This window comes from Pedobacter sp. HDW13, assembly GCF_011303555.1.
GTDB lineage: Bacteria > Bacteroidota > Bacteroidia > Sphingobacteriales > Sphingobacteriaceae > Pedobacter.
The window spans coordinates 6,286,010-6,305,473 of the sequence record NZ_CP049868.1 but is presented as its reverse complement, the minus strand read 5'-3'; the positions used below and the strand labels follow the sequence as shown (position 1 = coordinate 6,305,473).

The 19,464-nt window shown below is 38.7% G+C and carries 20 protein-coding genes and 1 pseudogene; 11 read left to right on the top strand and 10 right to left on the bottom strand.

Annotation, left to right across the window (positions count from 1 at the left end):
- Nucleotides 1–105 precede the first annotated feature (105 nt).
- The 4 genes from trxB (at nucleotide 106) to G7074_RS26065 (ending at nucleotide 4,598) form a co-directional block, all read left to right on the top strand.
- Nucleotides 106–1,062: a thioredoxin-disulfide reductase gene (trxB, locus tag G7074_RS26080; protein ID WP_124558521.1), complete on the top strand. Its 957-nt coding sequence runs from the start codon at nucleotides 106–108 to the stop codon at nucleotides 1,060–1,062.
- A 231-nt stretch (nucleotides 1,063–1,293) separates the two neighbouring features.
- Nucleotides 1,294–3,204, top strand: coding sequence for a beta-N-acetylhexosaminidase (locus tag G7074_RS26075; RefSeq protein WP_166212228.1), 1,911 nt, complete (start codon nucleotides 1,294–1,296; stop codon nucleotides 3,202–3,204).
- 64 nt (nucleotides 3,205–3,268) lie between these two features.
- A complete protein-coding gene (locus G7074_RS26070; RefSeq protein ID WP_124558519.1) occupies nucleotides 3,269–3,895 on the top strand; it encodes a hypothetical protein in 627 nt (208 codons plus the stop codon).
- Nucleotides 3,896–4,226: 331 nt separating this feature from the next.
- Nucleotides 4,227–4,598, top strand: coding sequence for a diacylglycerol kinase family protein (locus G7074_RS26065; RefSeq protein WP_124558518.1), 372 nt, complete (start codon nucleotides 4,227–4,229; stop codon nucleotides 4,596–4,598).
- Here the strand turns inward: G7074_RS26065 and G7074_RS26060 are convergent.
- The 3 genes from G7074_RS26060 to G7074_RS26050 all read right to left on the bottom strand — a co-directional run bounded on the left by G7074_RS26060 (nucleotide 4,587) and on the right by G7074_RS26050 (nucleotide 6,344).
- Nucleotides 4,587–5,153 (bottom strand): DUF922 domain-containing protein, encoded by a 567-nt coding sequence (locus tag G7074_RS26060; RefSeq protein ID WP_124558517.1) that lies wholly within the window; start codon nucleotides 5,151–5,153, stop codon nucleotides 4,587–4,589. The genes G7074_RS26065 and G7074_RS26060 overlap by 12 nt on opposite strands.
- A gap of 107 nt (nucleotides 5,154–5,260) precedes the next feature.
- Complete coding sequence (locus G7074_RS26055) at nucleotides 5,261–5,860, bottom strand: hypothetical protein (RefSeq protein WP_124558516.1); 600 nt, start codon at nucleotides 5,858–5,860, stop codon at nucleotides 5,261–5,263.
- Nucleotides 5,847–6,344 (bottom strand): RNA polymerase sigma factor, encoded by a 498-nt coding sequence (locus G7074_RS26050; protein WP_039476083.1) that lies wholly within the window; start codon nucleotides 6,342–6,344, stop codon nucleotides 5,847–5,849. The genes G7074_RS26055 and G7074_RS26050 overlap by 14 nt, the downstream gene beginning before the upstream one ends.
- 326 nt (nucleotides 6,345–6,670) lie before the next feature.
- On the opposite strand from G7074_RS26050, the gene G7074_RS26045 reads away from it, so the two are divergent.
- The 4 genes from G7074_RS26045 to G7074_RS26030 all read left to right on the top strand — a co-directional run bounded on the left by G7074_RS26045 (nucleotide 6,671) and on the right by G7074_RS26030 (nucleotide 10,618).
- The gene (locus G7074_RS26045; RefSeq protein ID WP_166212225.1) at nucleotides 6,671–8,056 is read left to right on the top strand and encodes a dicarboxylate/amino acid:cation symporter; all 1,386 of its coding nucleotides are present in this window, start codon (nucleotides 6,671–6,673) and stop codon (nucleotides 8,054–8,056) included.
- Nucleotides 8,057–8,156: 100 nt separating this feature from the next.
- Nucleotides 8,157–8,657, top strand: a complete 501-nt coding sequence (locus G7074_RS26040; protein WP_124558514.1) for a hypothetical protein — start codon at nucleotides 8,157–8,159, stop codon at nucleotides 8,655–8,657.
- A gap of 99 nt (nucleotides 8,658–8,756) precedes the next feature.
- Entirely contained in the window at nucleotides 8,757–9,119 is a 363-nt protein-coding gene (locus G7074_RS26035; RefSeq protein ID WP_124558513.1) for a BlaI/MecI/CopY family transcriptional regulator, read from the top strand.
- A 5-nt stretch (nucleotides 9,120–9,124) separates the two neighbouring features.
- Nucleotides 9,125–10,618, top strand: a complete 1,494-nt coding sequence (locus G7074_RS26030; RefSeq protein WP_166212222.1) for a M56 family metallopeptidase — start codon at nucleotides 9,125–9,127, stop codon at nucleotides 10,616–10,618.
- 149 nt (nucleotides 10,619–10,767) lie between these two features.
- On the opposite strand, the gene G7074_RS26025 is transcribed toward G7074_RS26030, so the two are convergent.
- The 4 genes and pseudogenes from G7074_RS26025 to G7074_RS28045 form a co-directional block, all read right to left on the bottom strand.
- On the bottom strand, nucleotides 10,768–12,519 hold the full coding sequence (locus G7074_RS26025; protein WP_166212220.1) for a hypothetical protein: 1,752 nt from the start codon (nucleotides 12,517–12,519) through the stop codon (nucleotides 10,768–10,770).
- Nucleotides 12,471–13,427: a carboxypeptidase-like regulatory domain-containing protein gene (locus G7074_RS26020; protein ID WP_166212217.1), complete on the bottom strand. Its 957-nt coding sequence runs from the start codon at nucleotides 13,425–13,427 to the stop codon at nucleotides 12,471–12,473. Before G7074_RS26020 ends, G7074_RS26025 begins: the two co-directional genes overlap by 49 nt.
- Nucleotides 13,424–13,792: a hypothetical protein gene (locus G7074_RS26015; protein WP_240916417.1), complete on the bottom strand. Its 369-nt coding sequence runs from the start codon at nucleotides 13,790–13,792 to the stop codon at nucleotides 13,424–13,426. The genes G7074_RS26020 and G7074_RS26015 overlap by 4 nt, the downstream gene beginning before the upstream one ends.
- Nucleotides 13,793–13,801: 9 nt before the next feature.
- A pseudogene (locus G7074_RS28045) lies at nucleotides 13,802–13,963 on the bottom strand (GLPGLI family protein); the annotation flags it as partial.
- Nucleotides 13,964–14,796: 833 nt separating this feature from the next.
- Between G7074_RS28045 and rplU the strand changes: the two are divergent.
- The 3 genes from rplU (at nucleotide 14,797) to G7074_RS26845 (ending at nucleotide 16,790) form a co-directional block, all read left to right on the top strand.
- On the top strand, nucleotides 14,797–15,108 hold the full coding sequence (gene rplU, locus G7074_RS26010) for a 50S ribosomal protein L21 (RefSeq protein ID WP_039476071.1): 312 nt from the start codon (nucleotides 14,797–14,799) through the stop codon (nucleotides 15,106–15,108).
- Between the two features lie 52 nt (nucleotides 15,109–15,160).
- Nucleotides 15,161–15,577, top strand: coding sequence for a 50S ribosomal protein L27 (gene rpmA / locus G7074_RS26005; RefSeq protein ID WP_124558509.1), 417 nt, complete (start codon nucleotides 15,161–15,163; stop codon nucleotides 15,575–15,577).
- Nucleotides 15,578–15,947: 370 nt separating this feature from the next.
- A complete protein-coding gene (locus G7074_RS26845) occupies nucleotides 15,948–16,790 on the top strand; it encodes a hypothetical protein (protein WP_205944127.1) in 843 nt (280 codons plus the stop codon).
- A 95-nt stretch (nucleotides 16,791–16,885) separates the two neighbouring features.
- Here G7074_RS26845 and G7074_RS25995 read toward each other — a convergent pair whose 3' ends face one another.
- From G7074_RS25995 to G7074_RS25985, 3 genes are read right to left on the bottom strand one after another with little or no spacing between them, the layout of a single operon-like run.
- Complete coding sequence (locus tag G7074_RS25995) at nucleotides 16,886–17,593, bottom strand: hypothetical protein (RefSeq protein WP_166212214.1); 708 nt, start codon at nucleotides 17,591–17,593, stop codon at nucleotides 16,886–16,888.
- A 5-nt stretch (nucleotides 17,594–17,598) separates the two neighbouring features.
- A complete protein-coding gene (locus G7074_RS25990; protein ID WP_166212211.1) occupies nucleotides 17,599–18,432 on the bottom strand; it encodes a hypothetical protein in 834 nt (277 codons plus the stop codon).
- A 22-nt stretch (nucleotides 18,433–18,454) separates the two neighbouring features.
- Nucleotides 18,455–19,420, bottom strand: coding sequence for a polyprenyl synthetase family protein (locus G7074_RS25985; RefSeq protein WP_124558506.1), 966 nt, complete (start codon nucleotides 19,418–19,420; stop codon nucleotides 18,455–18,457).
- Nucleotides 19,421–19,464 lie beyond the last annotated feature (44 nt).

Here is a 19,464-nt window from a genome sequence, read left to right as displayed (position 1 = left end):
GTTTCACTGTTAATAAGTAAACTATGTTGACAATGTGCGCTTGTTAACAATTATTTAAAGCACTAGATTTGCGCTACAATTAATGAATTTCAAATACATCATATAATGTCACAAGAAAACGAACACGTTCAGTGTTTAATTATAGGTTCTGGTCCCGCTGGTTATACCGCTGCAATTTATGCCGCCAGAGCAGATTTAAAACCAATTATGTACACTGGTATGCAAGCCGGTGGACAACTTACCCAAACTACTGATGTAGAAAACTTCCCGGGCTACCCACAAGGAATTATGGGGCCGGAAATGATGGAAGATTTCCGCAAACAAGCCGAACGTTTTGGAACAGATATCCGTTTTGGTTATGTAAGCTCAGTTGATTTTTCTTCAACACCACATAAAGTAGTGGTTGATGAAATTAAAACCATTACTGCCGATACCGTAATTATTGCAACCGGTGCCACAGCAAAGTGGTTGGGTTTACCAAGCGAACAACAATACAATGGCTTTGGTGTTTCTGCCTGTGCCGTATGTGATGGTTTCTTCTTCAAAGGTCAGGATGTAGCCATTGTAGGTGCTGGTGATACTGCTGCCGAGGAAGCTACTTATTTAGCCAAACTTTGTAAAACAGTACATTTATTGGTTCGCCGTGATGAATTCAGGGCTTCTAAAGCTATGGTTAGCCGTGTGTTGGCTACACCGAATATTGTGGTACATTACAATACCGAAACGCAGGAAATTTTAGGTAACGGTAAAAATGTAACAGCAGTAAAAGTGATCAACAATAAAACAGGTATAGAATCTGATATCGCTGTTGAAGGTTTCTTCGTAGCTATTGGTCATAAACCTAATACCGATATTTTTAAAGGTCAGTTGGATATGGATGAGACTGGTTATTTAACTACCAAACCAGGTTCTACTTTAACCAATATAGAAGGTGTATTTGCTTGTGGCGATGTACAGGATATGTATTATAGACAAGCAGTAACCGCTGCGGGTTCTGGTTGTATGGCTGCACTCGATGCCGAAAGGTACCTGGCTGCAAAAGAGCATCCGGTAGAAGCATAAGCATTCTTAAACGTATTTTAAAAGAGAAATCAATAGTGGTTTCTCTTTTTTTATGCCTTAATCTTTTATAAAGCAGGTGTATTGGATTTTTACCACTTAAAATTTATTCGGTCAGTACAGTAAAATCAAACGTTTGATTTCTATTGTAACAAGAATGTGGGATTAAGAATCTTGCTACAATCTTTATCTTGGTGTGCTAAAACAAAAATTTAACCTTAAACTAAAACACAAATGAACAAAACATTATCGGTTTTTATTGGAGTCTTAATGGGCACAAGTGCGTTTGCTCAGAGCGATTCCAATTTGGGCATTATTCCTGCTCCGGTATCCATTACCAAAAATGCCGGAACCTTTCTATTAGACAAAACAACTGTACTGGTGCATACTGATGCAGATGGAGCAAAGATGGGCGATCTTTTAAACGCATTTATTGTAGGCAGGGGAGGCTTTGCTTTAAGAGAGGTAAAAACAGCTACTGCTGGTCAAAAAGCTATTGTATTAACTTCGGCAGGTGCCGATAAGTTGCCTAACGAAGGTTATAATATTAATATTTCAGCTAAACAAGTTACATTGGTGGGTAAGGGCGCCGGTTTATTTTATGCCGTTGAATCGCTGATGCAGATGATGCCTGAAAAAAACGGTGATAAAATCGCTTTACCAATAGTATCGGTTAAAGATTATCCGCGTTTTTCTTATCGTGGAGCAATGTTGGATGTGAGCCGTCATTTTTTTCCGGTTTCTTTTGTTAAAAAGTATATCGATCAGCTGGCTTTTTACAAAATCAATACCTTTCACTGGCATTTAACCGATGATCAGGGCTGGAGACTGGAAATTAAAAAATATCCAAAATTAACAGAGATTGGTTCATCACGTAACGGTAGTGTAATCGGACATTATCCGGGTAACGGAAATTACCTTACACCAGTTAAAGGTTTTTATACTCAGGAAGAGGCTAAGCAGATTGTTAAATATGCCGCTGCTAAATACATCACTGTAATTCCTGAAATTGAATTGCCTGGTCATGCTTCAGCTGCAATTGCTTCTTATCCAGAGTTAAGCTGTTTCCCAGATCGTGATACTTTTATCAGTGATAAAACTCCATGGGCAGGTAGCCAAAAAGGTAAACAAGTACAACAAACCTGGGGTGTTTTTGATGATATTTTTGTTCCCTCAGAAAACACCTTTACTTTCCTGAACAATATATTGGATGAGGTGATTGCCATTTTTCCTTCAAAATACATCCATATTGGTGGCGATGAAGCACCAAAAACATATTGGAAAGAATCACCTTTTTGCCAGGCTTTAATGAAAGAAAAAGGCTTAAAAGACGAGCACGAGTTGCAAAGTTATTTTATCCAGACCATAGAAAAACATGTAAATGGCAAAGGTCGTTCTATTATTGGTTGGGATGAGATTTTAGAAGGCGGTTTAGCGCCAAATGCTACTGTAATGAGCTGGAGAGGCGAAGATGGTGGTATTGCTGCAGCACAACAAAATCACGATGTAATTATGACGCCAGGTTCGATGGGCTTGTATATCGATCACAAACAATCTAATTCTCCTGATGAGCCCGTTACCATTGGTGGTTTTGCCCCTTATCAGAAAATATATGAGTACGATCCGGTTCCGAAAGTATTAACAGCCGATCAGAGAAAGTATATTAAAGGTGTACAGGCAAATATGTGGACTGAATATATTAAAACCCCTGAAAAAGCTGAAAATCATGCTTTCCCACGCATATTGGCTTTATCAGAAATTGCCTGGTCGCCGGTTGAACGTAAAGATCTGAAAAACTTTAGCGAAGAACGTTTACCTGCACATTTGGCTCGTTTAGATAAAATGAACGTTAACTATTGGGTGCCAACGCCAATTGGTCAAAGCGATAAAACTTTAACCGGTAGCGAATTTACCATCGATTTAAAAGTACCGGTTAAGGGAGGTAAAATCTATTATTCGATTGATTTATCCCGCCCTTCAGAAAATGCTTTTTTATACACCGGACCGGTTAAAATTACTGTTCCACAAGGTGAGAAAAGAGTTTTGAAAACCATTGTTGTTGCGCCAAGCGGTAGAAGAAGTGTAACTACTGAAACGGTTTTAAATAATGGTGCACCTGATGTTAAAGCCGATGCTAAGAAATAAAAAATAATTGCTTTGATAGGCTAAAATCCTTAATTTGGGACAACCAAAAATGTCCCGAATTAAAATGAAACTACAGAAATATACATTACAGCATCTCTTGTGCATAACAGGGATGCTGTTTTGTTTCGCATGCACCGAAGAGAAACAAAAAGAAGTTGTCGCAGCCCCAGCTAAAGCAACTAAAAATCCTTTTCCTTTTTATAAAGATATTGAAGTAAAACCCGGATTAAACTTCGAAATTGTAAGCTGGGGTAAGGGAGTCGATTCTATTGGTGGTTACCAGATTTTAATGTCCGATTCTATTCGCAATAATTACCGTTCAGCGGCAGTAGATCGTAAAGGTATAATTACCGACGCCTGGAATATGGATCTCGATAACGACGGAAACCCAGAGTTATACATTCAATTGTTGAGCAAAAAGAATGTTTCCGACCTGAATGTTTTTGAGTACGCAGGTGGCGATTTTAACAAAATCAGTTTCCCTTCTTTGAGTGCAAACCAAAAGAAAGGTTATACCGGCAACGATAAGTTTTTTATCAAAAATGGCGATCTTTTTCGCACATTTCCGGCAAAAGATGCAGGCGATAGCAGTAAAACAGTTACTAAAACCTACCAGTATAAGTTAAGTGGAAATAGTTTTTCGACCAGTGAAGTAAATCCGGAAGAAGAAAATACCAAGGCCAAGAAGTAGAGATTTATTATAGATATTCGTCATTACCAGCTTGACAGGGAATCGTAATAATTTAGTGTGTTAGCACATTAAGATTCCCGCTTTCGCGGGAATGACGATTTAGGCCGGGTAGAAGGAGAGGCTTCGTCATTGCGAGGTACGAAGCAAACCCATCCCAGTAGCCGTCATTTCGAGCGAAGTGAAACGAAGTCGAGAAATCTATCTCGAAGAGAGTCTTTTTGATTTAGATCTCTCCCCACTTGTACGGGCAGGCATTCCGCTGCGCTTCATCCGATAGCTATCGGATTGAGATGACGACTATCTTTATTGCGATTAGCATAAATTTAAAACAATGGACAATCAGAAATTCTCAATTATCAATCGAATTAAAAGCTTTAAATATGCCTTTCATGGCTTAAAACTGTTTTTTATCCACGATCATAATGGGAGGGTTCATCTTTTTGCAGCAATTATTGCCATTGGTCTTTCTTTTTACCTCAAGCTTTCGCCATTAGAGTGGATTTCCATTTTAGGCGTTATCTCAGCGGTTATTGTAGCCGAGATTTTAAATTCGGCGATCGAAAAACTGGCCGATGTGGTTTCACCATCTATTCATCCTAAAATTAAGGTAGTAAAAGATTTGGCAGCTGCTGCGGTTTTGGTCGCCGCATTTTTAGCAGTAGCAGTTGGCTCAATTATATTTATCCCTAAATTATTTTTGTAAGGCCAGCGTAGCAGTTCTCGATTCCTCCATTTTATCCTGGATAATATCGTCCCAGCGAGCCTGCATTTTATGGTTGCTGCCATGTTCAGTTTCTTCGTCGTAATTGCGTTGCATGGTATCGAAATACTCGCTAATTTGGTTGGCCAGCTCTGATATTTGTGCTTTATAGTTGCTAACCGAATAATTGCGGTTCTTGAGCACTCTTTCGGCTTCAGAAAGCAGAATGTACTGAATATTAACATGGCCTTGTTCGTGGTGTAATAAACTGGCCCTGATTTCCGGATCTTTGATTTTATCCCACTTTACCCACGAACGCGTTTTATCAACTCTAACTTCGTTTTTAAGCTTAATTACAACACGGTTGCGGTACACTGTGCTGCTGTAACTGTATTCCCAGGTCATGGCTGTTAAAGCAAAAAAAGGCGAGCGCTCATCGGCCTTCCCTTTAAAATAGGTTTCCCAATCCAATTGCACCGGTTGGGTAAAATCTTGCTTAAAAGCAAAAGAAAAGGGCAGCGCCAGGAAGAATAATATCGGTAAAATAAGTTTTTTCAATGTTGTAAATTTAGTATCAACAGTGTATTGGTCTTGTTGCTTTCCTGCTAACCAAACCAGAACAATTTTGTGTGTTGAATTTTACAACGAAAAAACCGTGCCTAAAATTACTCGGGAGTAGAAATCTGTCCGCTGATGCGCTCAAATTTTTCGATCAGCAATGCAATTCTTTCTTTTTCCCGTTTCATTACTGCTTTTCGTAATATGGTTGAACAGAAAATCATCCATAAGGTAGTTAAACCTACCGCAATTACTTTTTGAGCAGTATTAAAGTGCGCCAGTATTTCTACAAAATAAAATATGAGCCCCAGCGAAAGTGCAACCATATAAAACCAGTAAAGCGAGTTGTATAGTTTGTAACGATTTAATTGATAGGTTTTTAAGTTGTTTAAAAATTCGTTAGGATGAGCAGTAAAATCATTCTTTGCAATTAAACGGTAATCGCGGTAAAGAATTAAGGTATAAACACCAATAGCAATAATAGTAATGCTAATGCCTACGTGCGTGGTCCACGATTCGAAATGGAAAAATATCCATAAGGCAGCAATAGCAATAAAAGACAGCAGCATGCCTCCAATATTCAAAGCCGATTTAAGCTTCAATCCATTCACCTCTTTCTTAGCTTGTTGCAGCATTTCGTCGGCAGAAACCTTAACTTCAACCTCGTGCTTTTGCCACAATTCCTGTATTTGATCAAACGCTTGCATACTGGCTATATAATTCTGTTAATTTTTGTTTAATACGGTGAATTTTTACCCTTAAATTGCCTTCGCTTATTCCCGAGATATCGGCAATTTCGTGGTATGGAAGTTCATCAAGCACCATGGTGATAATTAAACGGTCATTTTCTTCAAGTTTAGAAATACATTTATAAAGTAGGGCTACCTGCTCGTTTTTCTCCGAAAACTCCTCTACTTTATTTTCTATAATGTTATCAGTTAATTCGTCTTTAGCCTGTCTCTTTTCCGATCTCAGGTAAGTTAAACAGGTATTTACTGCGATGCGATAAATCCACGTAGAAATCAGAGATTTGTTGCGGAACTTATCCAGATTTTGCCAGACCTTTAAGAAAGTTTCCTGTAAAAGATCATTTGCAGCGTCGGTATCGCCGGTATAACCATAACATAAATGGAATATTTTTTTGGAATTCGAATCGAAGATCTGCTTAAATAACTTGTCTTTTTGTTCCATTTAGGGAATTATAGTTGCGTTTTAGATGATGGTGCACTTTTTTTGTTACACGAGAATGCGAAAATAATATATTTTTTAATGTCATTGAGTTAAAAATTTAAACCACACCTGTCCGGCTTGTCAGGCGGGGATGTTCGCAGATAAACACGCATTTTCATATCTGTGTGCGCATCCTTTTTATCTATGGTTAAATTATTTCTGCTTTGTTGAATAGCTTAATTAAGTGACGTTGATATATTTTTTGATGCCTCCCGATATCAAAATTTGTTACAAGCGGTAAATATCGTAGTTTTACCGAATTAAGAGTGCCACAAACTTTTTTATTCATGAAGAAAAACAAACTCACGCTTTTTATTTTTATAGCGCTGATTGCAGGTATTGCACTAGGCTATATTTTAAACGTAAACTCTATCAATGTTTACAACCAGAATATCCTGAATGCCGATGCAAAGGTTAAAAGTATCGAGGTAAACATCGCAAAAACGACCGATACAACCACTGCGGTTTATACTCAACTTAAAGCTGATAAAAAAGCTGCCGCCAAAATCAAAAAAGAAAACGAAGGAATAAGAGAGAAAAAACTGGAGTTTTTTACCCTTTTAAGCGATATTTTTCTGCGCCTGATTAAAATGATTGTTGCGCCACTGGTATTTACCACATTAGTTGTTGGTGTAGCTAAGGTGGGCGATATTAAAGCGGTAGGCCGTATTGGTGGTAAAACGCTTGGCTGGTTTTTAACCATGTCGTTAATGTCGCTGGTGTTGGGAATGATCCTGGTAAACTTATTTGAGCCTGGAAAACACATGAAATTATCGTTGCCTGATCATTTGGTTGATACCGGGATACAAAAAGCAGCCATGAGTGTTAAAGACTTTATTGCGCACGTGTTTCCAAAAAGTATTGCCGAATCAATGGCTACCAACGAAATTTTACAAATTGTGGTATTCTCGCTGTTTTTTGGAGTAGCTACGGCAGCCATTGGCGATATGGGACAGGTTGTAATTAAAGCTTTTGATGCCATTGCACACGTAATATTAAAAATGACCGGCTATGTAATGAACTTTGCACCACTCGCTGTTTTTGGCGCCATGACGGCGATTATAGCTAAGCAGGGTTTAAGTGTATTAAATACCTATGCTATTTTTATAGGGGAGTTTTACTTTGGTTTGGCCATTCTTTGGGGCTTACTCATATTTTTGGGCTTTCTGGTGCTGAAAAAACGTATTTTCCGCCTGGTAAACGATATGAAAGAGCCTGCGGTTCTGGCATTTAGTACGGCCAGTAGCGAAGCGGCCTATCCAAAAACCATGCTGTTACTGGAGCGTTTTGGCTGTAAAGATAAAATTGTAAGCTTTGTATTGCCATTGGGTTACTCGTTTAACCTGGATGGTTCGATGATGTACATGACCTTTGCCTCATTGTTTATTGCGCAGGCTTATGGTATTCATTTAGGTTTTGAACAGCAAATTTCGATGCTGTTAATCCTGATGTTAACCAGTAAGGGGATTGCCGGTGTGCCTAGAGCATCGCTGGTGGTTATTGCTGGTACTATTGCCAGTTTCAACATTCCCGAAGCAGGTTTAGCCTTGTTAATCGGTATCGATCCCTTACTGGATATGGGCCGTTCGGCAACGAATGTGGTAGGTAACAGTATTGCAACCGCTGTGGTAAGTAAATGGGAAGGGGAGCTTAAAGAGAGTACTGAGGCTTAAGTCGGGAGTTTTGAGTCAGAAACATGCAATCATTCAAAAAAACGATCATTCTTTCACTAAATAATTCAGTAATTCGTTCATTCAATAATTAATATAAAAAGTGTCAAGCAGAGGGAAAAAAATATTCTTAGCCATTACCATCATCGTTCCGATGATTATTTATTGTTACATCTACTATAAACCGATTATCCAGAACGCACCTTTCCGCAAAAAGGATTTCGTATCGATGGAATATAAATGGGGGATTAAGGACACCTTAGAAAATCATTACAACTCAGCAACAGGCGAGTACCAGTATGTTAACGGCGCCGATTCGGTAATTAAGAAGAAAATCTTTTTAAAGAGCGATGATATCCTTTACATGCACGGTAAAGCCAACGAAATTGGTCTTTGGAATTTTCCGGATACTATTGGTAAGAAAAGCGTAAAATCGATGGCAGTACCACGCTATGATATTTTGTTTAAATACAAGGAAAAAACAAAGCATGTAGTGATGTATGGTGATTTTGATGGCAATCCTAAATTACTCGATGCTGCTGTGCAGATGCGTAAAGTTATTGATCAAACCTTACTTCAGGCAGAAAAAAGAAGCGTAAAGTAAATTTATTGGTTTAATTTCAAACGAAAAGACCTTAATCAAAGCAGATTAAGGTCTTTTTTGTTTAGGATGTTTTCGTATATTTACGATATATTCGTAAGTATGGAAAAATTAACATTGCAGGAAGAAGAAGCGATGCTGGCTGTTTGGCAGATTGGAAAAGGCTTCATCAAAGATTTTATGGATGTACTGCCTGAGCCTAAACCTCCTTACACTACACTGGCATCAACAATTAAGAATCTGGAACGTAAAGGCTATCTGGTAAGCGAGCGTTTTGCCAATGCTAACCGTTACAGTGCAAAGGTTAAAGAAGTAGAATATAAAAAGCGGTTTATGAGCGGCTTTGTCAATAATTACTTTCAAAGTTCCTATAAAGAGCTTGTCGCTTTTTTTGCCAAGGATAAAAAGATCAGTGCCGAAGAACTTAAAGAGATTATAAATTTAATCGAGAACCCTGAAAAGTAAAGGCTATGCCACATTTCTTTCTCCTTTTATTAAAAATTAACCTGGTGCTGATTTTGTTTTCGGCCACCTATTACCTGGTATTGCGCAGGCTTACCTTTTACTCGCTCAACAGGGCTTTTCTGGTGTTCGGTATTATTTTTTCTTCTGCGTATCCTTTTATCAACCTTACCGATTTTTTGGCCGGCCGTAAGTCGGTACCTGCATTTGTTCCGGAGTTGAACCAACAGGTAAGTCAGCTGGTAAAACAAAATGCTGTACCGTTTATCTGGCAAATACTTTCCATACTTTTTTATGCAGGCGTGGTTTTAATGGCACTGCGTTTACTGGTGCAGTTCATCTCCCTGTATCGCATGCATCAAAATTCTTCGCCCGATAAGCTGAGTCAGTATCCGGTAAGGATATTAACTGAAGAGGTAAGCCCTTTCAGTTTCTGGCAAACCATTTACATTAATCCGGGTCTGCACAAGCAGGAAGATCTACCCAATATCCTGGCACACGAGAAAGTACATGTGGAGCAGTGGCATACATTAGATATTATTCTGGCCGAAATTTGCGTGGTTTTTTATTGGTTTAATCCAGGTGTTTGGCTGATGAAAAAAGCCGTGCGCGAAAATATTGAGTTTATTACCGATGCCCGCATTTTAAGAAAGGGAATCGATAAAAAGGCATACCAATACAGTTTGCTGGATGTAGGTGCTTTACAACCTTCGGTGGCTATTGTTAACAATTTCAACCTTTCTGATCTGAAAAAACGGATTAAAATGATGAATGCCAAACGTTCATCGAAAGTGAACTTAACCCGCTATATGCTGGTATTGCCGGTTTTGTTGTGCGTTACGCTGGCTTTTACTATTGATAAGAAAGCCGTTCGGAAAAGTTTAGCTCCCTTAACTAAAATGGTGGTTAATGTAATCCCACATAAGGAAGCTGAATCTATTGTGCAAGCCAAAACCAGTATAATAACCAGAAAAAAGAAAAAGATAGTCTCACCTTTGGTGAAAAAAATAGACACAGCAATCAAGCTGACATTTGTTTTTAAGCAGACTGGCAAAGAGGGCGATTCGGTACCGCACCAGATAAGAGAAGTGGTTAAAAAAATGGTTGGTAATGTTAAGTTCGATTTTAAAACGGATGGCGATCTTAGCAAAAGAACCTTTGTTAAACATTTCACCTTTACCGATTCTGTTCCAACTAACGAAAAAATTGAGCAGATTATGCTGGCTGATCAGGCGAATATGGGATTAGGAAATGTTCCTGATGCCAAAGGAAAAAAAGTAACCGCTGTTTTTATTATGAAGTCTACCATCAATACAAAACATGCCGATGAAACAGTAAACGATAAATCAGAAGTAAAAGAATCGTCGGTTACCAGCACAGGTTATTATTTAAATGGAAAAAAGATAAGCAAAGCAGAGCTCGATAAATTGAATCCCAACATGATTATGGATCTAAAAATGGATAAAAATAGACAGTTTATTCAGATCAATACCAAGCCTTAATATCATTCTTTTTTCTCCGCCGATCACACGGATTTCGCTGATTTGAAAAGATTTTGATTTAACCTCATGCTTGTCAATTTGCTCCTAGTGTGCCACCTTAAATCAGCGGGGAAATGATATGGTGTATCACTTCCCACTGACCAAAATACTTAGAAATTAAACGTAGCCTTCAGCATGGCCACCCTACCGGGGATGTAATAAGTACCGGTGGTAAGGGAGTTAGCCGAAAGATAAATGGCATCAAAGCTTTTAATGTTGGTTAAGTTGGTTATCCCAAATTCAATATCTGTTTTCATTTTTAACCATTTGTACCGCATATTGGCATCAGCAAAAAGATACTTCAAATCTGGCTGTGAAGATTGCCGGGTGAAAAGGTGTTCTGCCGATAAATTTAAATACACATTTCTAACCGTAGTGATGGCTAAAGATGACTGCTGCCTTAATTGCTTAAAGTTCGTTTCTATTCCATCAGCAATCATGGCTTTATTGTCGGTAATGGCAAAATTAGCGTTATATGACCAATTGATGAAGTTTGTAAGCTTAGCTTCAATGCCGGCTTTATAGCTTATCGTTTGCGTGTTAAATGGCAATAATGCATTGTTTTGTAGTTGACTGTACCGGCTTTGTGCAAAACTTACTCCGGCATTCACCGTGCTTTTTAAGCTAAACAGATATTTGCTTGCATTTGCGGCTAGCGAGAGGCTGCGGATATGGTTATTCAATGGCAATACAATTTTCTGTTGGATGTTGTTACTTAAGTTATAAGCAGAAATGGTACTCAATTCGGTGTCGCTGTAAGTAGCCGTTAAATTCGCAAATAGCATTTGCATGGCCTTTCTAAAATTAAAACCAGCCCCAACATTATGTGTTTTGGATTCAGCAATAGGTGCATCGTTCGAAAATAGCGAGCGGTAGTTTTTTAAAATAGTGCCGCGGTAAACATCATCAATTCCCCCAAGGTCGTTTCTGAAACTATAATTTGCTGTTACATAGTTTTCTGTACTGGTTTGGTATTTTACGTTAAGTGCCGGGTTTATAAATAACTTGTTCAGCTTGTTATCCAATTGATTTAGGGCATCGCTATAATTGATCTGATTGTAGCTTAACGGCAAGCTTATGCCTGCTTTTAGCTTATCGTTGGTATACTCATAGGTTGCCTCTGTATAGAGTTTGGTTTTTAACCAGTCGAGATCGTTTACTGTACTGCCTGTTACTGGTTCCGTTTGCTGATTGTTTTGTGTACGGTATAGCTCCGAATTCAATTGTTGTTTTTGTACATTAAAACCAGCCTTATAGGTTTGTACGAAGTTGTTTTTTACAAAAGCGAAAGACGCATAATTGTTGGTGTACCAGGTTGGTAATTTAATGTATTGTGTTAAACCAAGATAACTGTTACCATTGTTTAAGATATCGGCATTAAGCCCGGGTGTAATATTTAGTGTTTCTGGTTGTGTAGTCCGGTTTAAGTAGGAGTAGAGGTTAATTACATCGTCTGATTTTAATTTTTTACGGTAATTAAATTCGTTCGACAAATCGAAGGTTTCTTGTTTAAGTACCTGGTTGGCCGCTACATTGTTAATTACAAAACCCGATGTGGTTTTAAAAGGTGTATATTCCACAACCAGATTGTTGTTCAGGTAGTACTGCTCAGCATTTCCGTTTAAGTTAAACTGCGCCCTCAGCTTTTGCGGATTAATGGCATTGCTCTGCGTTTCGGCATAGCGAATGGTTTGATTGGGTAAATAAGTTTCCGAAAATTTATTGTATTGCTGACGTCGCTGATCATATAAATATGAAATATTAGCCCTCAACTGCAGATCGGGGTTAAACTTGTATAAATTGTTCAGGTTAATCAGTCCTGCTTTGTTGAAAAGGTATCGGCTTTGCGGTAACGAAGGCACCCGGCAGCACCTGTTGAAAGGAGTCCACTGGGTTTATCGTTATCCAGTTTTTTTAAGTAATCAGAGAAATTGTGCGCGGTAAGGTCGCCACCTGGATCGCTGCCAATGTTGTTGCCCTTAATGTTGTTAATAAACTTCAGTTTTTTATTAAACAGCATGGCGGTAAGGTTTTCGTCAAAGCGGTTGGGCATACCTGCTCCAACAGTTGCATCGCCCATTACTTTAAGCTTTGCCTCATCTTTTATTACCAGGTTTAGCGCAACATCATCGCTCATGTTATTTTTCCGCATCATTTTAATGGGCTGGTCGTTTTGGATTACCTGTACCTTATCAACCGCACCATGAGGGATGCTTTTTGTGCCAATATTGTATTTATCGTCTAGCAAATTATCACCATCTACATAAAGGTTCGAAATCGATTTTCCATTGTAGCTGATCTTGCCATCCTCGGCAACCTCTACACCAGGCATTTTTTTAAGCACATCGCCAATGCTTCTGTCTTGCTTGTCGGCAAAATCAGAAGTGCGGTAATTTAAGGTGTCGCCCCGGGCTGTTAACGATGGCCGGTTTTTAACGGTAACCGTTTCCAGTGTGGTTTCGCTGGGTTGTAAAGTCAGGTCGTAACTTTTAGCAATATCAGTTACAGTGGTAATCAGCTTTTTGAAGCCAATGCTCGAAGCTTCAATTTTGTAACCGGCAATCTGGTCATTTTTGAGCTCAATACTAAAAGTACCATTCTTGTTGGTGCGCGTAAAGTTGATGGTGTTACCTTCAGCATCTTTTAAAGTTACGTTAACTGATTCGACAGCCTTGCCGCTGGCATCTTTTACCATGCCTTTAAGTGGTTTCTGGGCAAAAACCGAAAAAGCTGCCAGCAGGAGCCAGCAGGTTAAACCGAGCTTTCTCATTTTTTGTCTTCAATTTCTATCGGGTTGTTTACTTCTGGTTTAGTTGCTGCTGTACCTGCCGGGCGTGGTGCCTGGTTGGTTCTGAACGAGCCTTGCATGCCGCTTGCCGCCATTTGTGCCTGCATAAAGCCCTGTGGGTCTTTATCACGGGCAGCTTTAAGTTTATCTAATTCTTTCCGGGTGGTTTTAATGGCATCGGCAGGCAATTTAATTTCTGGCCCAAGGTAGCTGGTACTCACATCTATACCTACAATTTTTACTGCACCCACTCCGCCATTCGGAGCTGCTATTTTAACATCGCCATCCGAGTTCGCTGTAGCATCTGCATCTTTTACATTTTCAAGCCCGGCAAATTCAAATTTCACTTCCTTTTTATCGTCGTAAGCTTCTACAATTAATCCGGGTAGGCCATTTAATTTCCACGGACCGCTTTGAAACGGAATTTCGCTGGCAAACCAGGCAACCCAGTTGCGGCCTTTAAAATGTGCTGTAGCTTTTTGGCAGGCAACCCCGAAAAACTCATTGTATCTTTCAATATCTTCCAGTCTATTTTGGCTGCAGGTTCTTCAACCAGGTAATTGTTAAACAGGCGCTCTTTGGTAATCATTTTATGTTCGTTGGCAAAAAAGAAATAATCTTCCTGGGTTAGGGGAGCTTTCATTTCACTTTTTACTTCAATTTTCATGTTACCATTACCTGTTTGGTTTTTAATCTGTTCCTGTATCTGTTTTTGCATGTTCAGCGCCTGGTTCAGCTTATCGTAACTGGTATAAACCGAAGCGTTTTTGCCGGTTACCAATAGCATGTTTTCCACTTTCGGTTTGTCTCTTTGGGTGGTGTCTCTCACGTGTGTAAAAGTATAACGCACCCTGGCCAGTGCTTTATCCGGTTCCTGGGCTTTGGCCGAAAGTAAAATGGCGGTAGCCAAGCAGGTAGTTAAAATTCGTTTCATAATATTGGGTTTTAGTTATCTATTTAGTTTTCGTAAATCTACGAAATTTTCGTAATAAAATTGGTGTTTAACATTTTTTAACAGATGGCAGTCTTATGATTTTGAAAAGGAGCAGACAGGAGTACTTGGCAGCTTGTAGTCCCGCTATCCACTACAAGCACTGCCGAAAAAGCTGAGGCTTTCCATTCCTATCGGGTTTAGAACAAAGTGGCTGCTACAAATCAGGTGGGGGTTAAAATGCTTACCTTTGTCTTCCGAAAAACTTTAATTGAGGTAGGTAAATGGATGCCGAATCAGCGGTAATGACCAGGGGAATGTTTTAACGAAAAATATTTTCGATATCTATTTGTGTGTTAATTGAAATTGTTCTATATTTGCACCTCGTTAAATAAAAATTAAAAAACTAATATTTAAACAATGTACGCAATAGTAAATATAGCAGGGCAGCAATTTAAAGTTGCTAAAGACCAGCACCTTTTTGTACACAGATTGCAAGGAGATGAAGGCGCTAGTATTGAATTTGATAATGTATTGTTGGTTGATAACGGTGGTGCAATTACTGTAGGTGCTCCTGCAGTTAAAGGTGCTAAAGTTTCAGCTAAGATCGTATCTCATTTAAAAGGTGATAAAGTAATCGTTTTCCACAAAAAACGTAGAAAAGGTTACAAAAAGAAAAACGGTCACCGCCAGTTTTTCACTAAGATTCAGATCTCTGACATCACGTTATAATTAATTGTTAACCCAATAATCCGCTTTTTGGCGGGTTACAAAATATAAAATCATGGCACACAAAAAAGGAGCCGGTAGTTCGAAAAACGGACGTGAATCGCATAGTAAGCGTTTAGGTATTAAAGTTTTCGGTGGTCAGTTAGCTATCGCAGGAAACATTTTAGTACGTCAACGTGGTACAAAACACCATCCTGATAAAGGCGTTGGTATTGGTAAAGACCATACTTTATTCGCTTTAGTTGATGGTACTGTTGTTTTCAAAAAGAAACAAGATAACAAATCATACGTTTCTATTCTTCCTATCACTGATGCTGAAATCGAAGCAGCAATCGCTAAACCAGCTGCTAAAAAAGCAACTGCAAAGAAAGAAGTTGTAGCTGAAGTTGAAGCAGCACCTGCTAAAAAAGCACCAGCAAAAAAAGCAGCTAAAAAAGACGAATCTACTGAAGAAGCTGCAGCTGCAGAATAATTAGTAAGAAACAAAAATATAAAAAAGGTTCTGATGAAAATCAGGACCTTTTTTGTTATATGGCTTATTGGTTCATAGTCAATAGCTTAATCCAACTGGAAATTGATAACTGAGTATTGGTCATTGGTTTATAGTCAATAGCTTCATTAAGCTGGAAATTGATAACTGAAAATTGGTTATTGGTTTATAATTAATAGATAATCCAACTGAAAATTGGCCATTAGTTCATTTCATCGCTTAGCTGACTTCAGATTTCCAACTCCTGACTCCGGACTGTCGACTCCCGGCTTAATTGTTAAACCCTGTTAAATAACAAAAATTAACATTTCCGGTCTGTAGATTTGGTTATTGATTTTAAAATTAATCCCCGATGAATCTGAAAGAAATATCCTTATTAATTCCGCTACTAATTTCTGTCCGGTTATTATATGCGCAAGAGGTTGAAGAAAATATCCGTATGGTAAAGCCGTTTAAAGCCGATGGCATCTCGAACGAATGGAACGAACCGCTTAATCAGTATAACGATGCTACACGGTTGGCTTTTGCTCTGGCTAATGATGATCAGAACCTGTACATTATTATCGAATCTTTAGATCCACAAACTACCTTTAGCGTGTTAAGAGGTGGTATTACATTAAATATTAATACAGTTGGTAAAAAGAAAGATGGTATGAAATTAACTTTTCCGCTAATGGAAAGACCGCCTATGCCAAATGAAAGTGATAGATGGGCAGATCATCATGAGGTGAAACCCAATGAGCATAACGAGATGATGCTCGATGAGCAGGCAATGCACAAAGCTATTCATGTCTCAGGCTTTAAGCAGATTCCGGATGGCGATTTACCTGCTGATAACGAGAGCGGAATTGAAACTGGCATGAGCATTCATCCCAATAAAGACATGATATACGAATTGAGTATCCCATTAGCTCAATTGGCTGTTAACCTGGACATGAAAAATCCTTTGTTTTATAATATTAAAATTAACCAGTCTAATAAAGTCATTATGCATAAAGAAGGTAGGCCGGAAGGAGGTGAAAGACCTGGCGGTGGTATGTCGAGAGGTGGCATGGGCGGTGGCCGCGGTGGTATGGGTAGTGGAAGATCTGGTGGTGGTATGGGCGGCGGAGGCCGTGGACAGCGGCCAGCCGAAGGCATAGCAAACAGTAAAGCAGCCGATTTCTGGATTAAGTATAAACTAGCAAGGGCCTGATAAGCAAAATTCTCAGTTATACTTTTTTCGTATCAATATTAAATTAAGCGCTTAAACTGGTACACAATAGCAATACTTTTTAGATTAAGTTATTGCTATTGCACTACTTTAATGTGTTTAGAAACATAAGTTAACGCCTGATGCTCTAAATTGATTTGAGTAAGTGTACTACTTTCAAACTCAATAAACATTTTATAGTTGTCTTGTTTAAAAGCGTAAGCTACACCTTTAAACTTAATGCCGGATTGTGTAATGTTATAAGAAACCAATTTTGAATTTGGGCTAAGTTTAATAAAATCACGGTAGTTTTTGATTTTACTTCCAGATTTTAGTTGTTTAAAAGATGCATCAACAGTTGAAGTACCTTCGAAATCGTGCACAAAAACATTTAGATTCTTAGGCGTTTTAAATGCAAACTTTAAAGAATCATCATGTGTGTTTTGAAAAAAGCATCCTTTTTCTATTTTAAGCTGACTCTTTATATCCAGACTAACAAGAGAGTCTTTTGTTAATTTAACGATATAAAAGTCTCTAAGCCGGGTTAGGTCTAAAGAGTCAAGGTATTTGTACCTTTTATAAAGCAGACTGTTCCAGGCTTTAGGAGGCGGGGATGAGGATACGGAGCCTTGGTTCGAAAACCGTTGCTCTGTTAAATTTAAAATGTTGCTGTCTGGTATGTTACTTTGCCTCGAATCCATTTTGTTGCAAGTTGCAAAAAGACGTATTACTGCAAAAATAGCAATTGCGATACTAAGCACTGTTCTCCAAACAGGCCTTTCTCTGTATTCTTCGTTATCATCCATGTGGCTTAATTTAGATCAGCAGTAGTTAAACGGAGCTCATTAATCTGATTGCCTTTTTGATCGTAATAGACATACTTCACAGCATTAATCTGAAATTTTCTAAAACCACTCATCAATTTTTTCAGCTTCCCACTTCGCAATATTTCGCTTTTCATCAGTTCTACACCTGCCTTGGTTTTCAACGGGCCAGCAAGATCTTTTGGGGTACGTACATGATAAACTAAATCGCCAAGCCTGTTTTGGTCTATTCTGAAGATAGTTGCACCGTTTGAGGCATCGGTATAAGGCAGGCTTTTGTTCAGTGCGGCTAATATCTGCTCAATAGGAGAAGATGGAGCCTTTGCTTTTGGATTTATAAAACTAGGATCGTTATTCAGGGCATCAGGAGTAGCCTTGCTCAGCTCTTCCATTTTCTTTTTATCTAATGTTGCCGATAAAATTTCGGATAGCTTTTCTGTATAATAGGTAATTTCGAATTTAACGCCATCTTTAATCAATTTATTAGAGGATGGCTGTTGTCTTAATAGCTCCATCATCATTCCTGGCATGGCCTGTTTTATAAAATTACTTTCAGGATCGCTGGCAGAATAAGTGGTAACCACCTTTATTTTAATTATTTTTTCCTTGTAATCTGCTTCTGCCGAAGTACTGCTTACCGATGCAGTATTGGCATACCTGGCTTGTTCATTGTAGGCTTTAATAAAATCGGCCATTCCATCTCTGGAATCTCTGCAGCCTGCAAAGAAGAAAAGGCTTAGCAATAAGGCTGTAAGGGTAAATAATTCGAAATGGAATTTACTACGAAAAGAGGTTGTTGGGTGCTGTAATAACTTGTACATGAGAGGTTAACTTATATTGTTTTTAATTATTCCGTTTCAATAGCTGTTCTGCAAGTTGGTGTAAATCATGTTTATTTGCTTTAGGAACTTCAATATCATTCAAGTTTTGAAAAGCTAGTGCTGCATATTTCATCATCTCTTTTTCTGCCTCTTCTCTAATCTTTAGTTCATTATATATGGCTGTAACCGCCTGAACTTTTTCCTGAATATCGGAGTTTTTATTGTTAATCCAACCCTGAAGTGCTAAAGAATTAGTTTTCGATAGTGCTTTTAAGAGCAGGAAAGTTTTCTTATTGGCAATAATATCACCGCCGACCTGCTTCCCAAATTTTTCAGGATCGGCATATACATCTAAAATATCGTCCTGTAGCTGAAAAGCAATGCCAATATTTTCGCCAAATTGTTCAATAAGATCGGCATCTTTTTTTGAAGCTCCAGCAATAATCGCTCCCAATTTGAGCGCGCCGCCCAATAGTACAGCTGTTTTAAGCCTGATCATGTTGATGTATTCTTCGATACTCACATCATCACGGCCTTCAAATTCCATATCCAGTTGCTGGCCTTCGCAAACACCTTGTGCTGTAGCATTAAAAGTATCCAGCACATCTTTAAGGAAAAACGGATTTACCTTAGCCAGATTTTTATTGGCTTCTACCATCATCACATCGCCACTTAAAATGGCGACATTGGTGCTCCATTTTTCATGCACGGTTGCCTGGCCTCTGCGTAGTGGCGCATTATCCATAATATCATCATGTACAAGGGTAAAATTATGGAAAACCTCAACAGCCATTGCGGCATGGATAGACTTGTTGGCATCTGCGCCAAACAATTCGGTAGCCATGAGTACCAAAAGCGGTCTTACTCGTTTGCCGCCAAGGTTAATGATGTAACTAATCGGATCATAAAGTTGCTTGGGGTGATCCGGGAACTTTAAATTTTGTATTGCTGTATCTAAAATCTGCTGTAATTGTTCTGTAGTATGCATGCTTTGTTTAAACACTGTGTTTCGGGCACAAATGTCTTAATTTT